Annotated in this window: 3 protein-coding genes and 1 pseudogene; all 4 read right to left on the minus strand. The window is 74.7% G+C overall.

The genetic code is table 11. From position 1 onward, the window contains the following. Window positions 1-168: 168 nt before the first annotated feature. Window positions 169-1362 carry a DnaB-like helicase N-terminal domain-containing protein gene (locus SPOPO_RS0101975; protein ID WP_019873102.1) on the minus strand — a complete coding sequence of 398 codons (1194 nt, stop codon included), beginning with the start codon at window positions 1360-1362 and terminating at the stop codon, window positions 169-171. Further along, entirely contained in the window at window positions 1359-2633 is a 1275-nt protein-coding gene (locus SPOPO_RS35450) for a hypothetical protein (protein WP_019873103.1), read from the minus strand. Before SPOPO_RS35450 ends, SPOPO_RS0101975 begins: the two co-directional genes overlap by 4 nt. 56 nt (window positions 2634-2689) lie before the next feature. Continuing rightward, window positions 2690-4051, minus strand: coding sequence for an SCO6880 family protein (locus tag SPOPO_RS0101985; RefSeq protein ID WP_245541671.1), 1362 nt, complete (start codon window positions 4049-4051; stop codon window positions 2690-2692). Further along, window positions 4048-4629, minus strand: a pseudogene (locus SPOPO_RS0101990) (hypothetical protein); the annotation flags it as partial. The gene SPOPO_RS0101985 and the pseudogene SPOPO_RS0101990, both read right to left, overlap by 4 nt.

Below are 4629 nucleotides of genomic sequence, written 5' to 3' on the forward strand. Positions count from 1 at the left end.
CGGCCAGCCCGCCGGAGGGTACGCCGTGCCCGGTGATCAGGGCGGCCGCGGCCGCACCGACCCACAGCAGGCCGGCGAAGCCGACGGCGATGACGAGCACGACCAGGGCCGCGTCGGCCATGCCATCGGGCCGGCCGGGACGGGCAGGGGACGGGTAGTGACGGGGCGTCATCCGGCGACCGGTCGTTCCCGGTGAGCGTGCGGGGCGGGCAGGGCGCGGACGGCGGCCAAGTGTCGGCCGTCGCGCCCGGGAGCGGACAACGGGACGGCGCCGGTCCGCAGGGCGGCGGTGAGGACGTGACCGGTCTCCAGGACCTGGCCCAGGTCCAGGCCGGGGTTGGAGGCCGCCGTGCGCAGGCTGTTCGCGGCTGCCTCGGCGGCCAGCCGCAGATGGTCCCCCGCAACCCGTGCGGCCGCGTAGCCGGGATCGACGGCGGCTGCACGTTCCACCGCGGCGATGCCGGGACGCGGGTCGGGTCCCGGCCCGGCGACGCGGGAGGCCCGGCGGGTCTCCCAGAACACCGTCACCGCGTCGATCGGTTGCCCGCCAGCGCGCAGGCCGAGCAGCGCCTCGTAGACCGGCCGCCAGGTGCGGTTGCTGATTGCCGCTGGTCGCAGCCACGCCGCTGTTGCGTCGAGGTGGCGCGGGTGGGCGATCAGCGTGACGATGAGTGCGGCCTCGCGGTCGGCGACCTGTCGTGCCGTGGGCAAGGGGTGGGCGGCCAGGAACCGGTCGGCGCCCAGCGCCGCATGCACCCGGCCTGCCGCGGAGCGCAAGCCGATGGGCATCGCGGGTCGGGGACCGTCGGATCGAGCATGGCCAGATCGCGTCGGCCCAGCCCGGGTCGGACGGAGTCGGCCCGTGGCGATGGCCCACCGGTAGCCCGCGTCGACCAGAGCCGCGTCGACGGTGACGGTCACCGCGGCCATCGGCCGTGGCGAACTGTCCAGGACTGACTGCAGCGCCCCAGCGCGCAGCAGCAGCCCGTGCGTGATGGTCTCCCGGCGGAGGGCGGCCTCGAGGACCATTGCGGCGTACACGTCCAACTGGGGACGCACCGGCAGGTCGCGCAACAGCCCGGCCAGGCGGCCCACGTCGGCGCGGGTGTGCCCGAGGCGACGGATCAGGTCGTGGCCCGTCGCCTCGGCGTCGCACGCCTCGCCGGCGGCGCCGAGGGCGCGGATCGTGCGGTACACCTCGGCGTGCCAGGGGTCGGCGAAGTCCTCCGGCCGCAGCCAGCGCAGGATCCCGACGATGCCCGCGTTCGTCTGCGGCCCCGTGGGTCCCGTCTGGTTCTGGTGGCCGGGGCCAAGGAGGAGCGCGCCGAGGGTGGCGCGTTCGGCCATCGCGGTGTGGTTCATTCTCGACCACCGCGCTCGGCCGAGACGACGGACCGAATCGCCGCGTCGGTGTCGTAAACGTCTGCCTCGTCGGGGTGCAGCCGGTGGTGCACGACGGTCGAACTGCGGGGCATCTTCCACAGCCCGCAGCCGCGCGGGAGCAGCGGCAGCAGGGCGCGTTCGGGTTCGGTCAGCCCGAGTGCGGCACCGATGCCGGCGAGCTGGTCGGGTTCCTGCCGGTAGACGATCCGCGTGGAGCAGTCCGCGAGCAGCCCGGCCGCCAGCGCGCGGTCCTTACTGCCCGCCGACCCGACCGCGTCCAGATCGGACAGCCGATGTAGGACGAGCAGGTTCGCGATCCCGTGCGCGCGGGAGAGTTTCCACTGGGCCTGCATGCGCCGGATCAGCGCCGGCGCCCGCAGCAGCCGCCACGCCTCGTCGTAGACCACCCATCGTCCTGATGCACCGTCAGGGCGGTGCTCCGATGCCGTCGTCGCGAGGGCGTTCTCCAGCCAGGCCGACGCGCAGGTCATCGCGACCGCGACGGCGAGGTCGTACGAGCCGAGTGCGGACAGGTCGATCACGACCATCGGCGTGGTCGGGTCGAGAGTGAGCGTCGATGGCTTGTCGAACATCCCGGCCAGGTCGCCGGCGACGAGCCGGCGCAGGGCGTGGCCGAGGTCGCGGCCATCGGCCAGGCGCTCGGCCAGGGTGGTGCCGTCGGCGCGCAGCCTTGCGGGGTCGGGGTCGGCCAGGGCGGCCAGGACGTCGGGGATTCCGGCCGCCGCGGGGCCGGTGCCGACGCAGGCAGCGGCGGCAGCGAGGGCGGCGTGTTCGCCGGGGCCCATCGGTCGGGCCAGCAGCGTTTCCGCGACCGCGGTCAACACCCGCGCGGCCGCTGGGCTGGCTGTGGTAGCCGGGCTGTGGGCGTCGAGCGGGTTGACGCGGTCCGGAAGTCCGGGGCCGAGGCGGAGCACAGTTCCTCCGACCTGTTCGGCGACGGCGGCCCATTCACCCTTCGGGTCGCCGGGCACGTACGCCCTGCGACCGGCGGCGATCGCGCGGACCGCCAACGACTTGGCCAGCGCGGACTTCCCCGCACCGATCACCCCGGCCAGTGCGACGTTCGGGTTCGTCAACGCCCCAGCGGCGTACAGGGCCCAGGGGTCGAAGTAGAACGCCTCCCCGCTGAGCGCGTCCTCCCCGATGGGGGTGCCGGTCTGGCACGGCGCCGGAGCCAGGAACGGATACGCCCCGGCCAGCGTCGCCGAACTCGCCCGGTGCAACGGCACCCGCACCCGTCCCCGGCGCGCCGGTCCCGGCAGCACCCGGGCCATCCCCCGTGCGGTCACGACAGCCCCCGGGCGAAGGGCAGCGCCGCCGCGGCGAAGGCCGCAACCTGTTGCCCGACCAGACGGCGCAGGTCGCAGCCGGCTTCGCAGGCGGCGGTCAGTTCCTCCGGTGTCGTGGCGGACACGGTGAGCAGGCCGGTGAACCGCAGGTCGCCGTGCCCGGCGACGAGGTCCTGTTCGCGCCGGGTCAACTCGTCCGCGGCCGCGCGGTGGGCCTCTTCCTCGACCCGGCCGATGCGTGTCCGCGCGGCGGCGTCGGCCATCTGCTCGGCGCGGGCCCGCCGGATCTCCCGCAGTGCCTTGCCCGGTGGCAGGGGTGACGCGAGAAGCGTGAACGTCCGCCGGGCGCCCGGCGCCAGCAGCAGGGGACGCAGGAAGGACGCGTGCGTGCCCGAGCGTGGCCACTCGCTGACCCAGTACGTCGCGTGCAGGGCGAAGTCGCTGCGCGCGTGGGCCCACTCCTCGGCCACGCCCATCGGCGCGCAGCTGATCTCACCGGTGGCGTCCGCCACGTGGGTGGCGGGGTCGTACGCCTGCCGGACTACCGTCTGGATCTGATGTGGCGTCAGCCACGCGATGAGGTCGAGTTCGGCGGCGTCGATGGCGTCATGCAGGCGGGACATGACCGCATCGAGGTCGGCATGGTCGCGCGGGCGCAGCTCGACGGCGAGCAGGGTCTGCAGACGGGTGGTCTGCGCGGTGTCGGCGACGAGGTCCTCGACGATCGCGGTGGCCCAGGCGGGGCCGGTCCGTTGTCCGACCCACCATTCCCGGACGCCGCGAGGCCCGGTGGAGATCTTGCGGTGCAAGACCTGGACCGTGCCGACCTCAGGCATCTGCCCGAAGGCGGCGAGCAGACGACCCCAGGCCGAGACCCGCCGGTCCTGCACCCCGGGGTCCTCCAAGAGAAGTCCGCGGCCGCGGACCTCGGCGACCACCGTCACCGGACCGCGTAACCCTGGCCGTCCGAGCCGAATGACCGCAGCCTGCGTCGACCCGGCGACGGTGATGTGCACGGGCCGGGGAAGGCCCGGCAGCTCCAGCGGGTCGCCCGCCTGGGGACGCTCGGGGCGGGCGAGCACCCGGTGCACGCCGATGACACGCCGAGTTGTCCAGGCCATCGAGGTCGGGGCGACTTCCACCAGGGGACGTCCGCCGACGGGGATCAACGCGCAGCCCGCCGCGATCGCCCACCCCGGTGCGGTGACCACGACGCCGGCCGGTCCGGCGATCAGACCTGCGCCGACCACGACGGTCAGCGCTGCGCCCAGCAGGGCGACCTGGGCTCCGGTCAGGCCGAGGAGCAGGCCGCGTCGCTCCAAGCCACCGAAGCGCACCTGCGATGCCGGGCCACTCACCGTGCACCCCCGGCCGGACGGCCGGGCCCGGACGGACCCGACGGTCGCGGCGGAGGCCTCCGCGTCCCCCGGTCCGGCGTCATCAACGGGCCTGCGGCGCCGTTGCCCCCGGCGCGTGCGTTTCCGCCGGGACGGCGGGCTGCGGCCCCTGCTCCGGCCCCGGCGAGCACGGAGGAGGTGAGCGCCTGTTGCGCGGTGAACCGTGCCTGCGAGGCGCTCGCGCGGGCGGCCGAGGACATCGGGTTGGCCGCGACAGCGCCGTGCATGACCGAGGCGGCCTCCATCCCCGTCCAGTGCACGAACCGGTAGGTCAGCCACGGCGAGCACACGGCGATCCCGAGCAGCAGCAACCCGACGAGTACGTCAGAAAGCCCGCCACCGGACCCGTCCCCGGCAGCGGCCGGGGACGCGGCGTGGGGATCGAGGGTGGGACCGGTGCCGGAGAACGCGCTGGCGCCGACGACGAAGGTCACGACGATGACGACCTTGGACAGGATCAGTGCGGCGACGACCTCGACCCAGCGCCGGGCCCACACCCGGGTCTGGTCCCACACCGCTCCGGCGAACGCGATCGGGGC

Origin of the sequence: Sporichthya polymorpha DSM 43042, from assembly GCF_000384115.1 — a bacterium.
GTDB lineage: Bacteria > Actinomycetota > Actinomycetes > Sporichthyales > Sporichthyaceae > Sporichthya > Sporichthya polymorpha.

What these genes read in the sequence shown, in the direction of transcription:
- SPOPO_RS0101975 (WP_019873102.1), bottom strand. Translation starts at nt 1,362, where the DNA reads ATGAACCACACCGCGATGGCCGAACGCGCCACCCTCGGCGCGCTCCTC.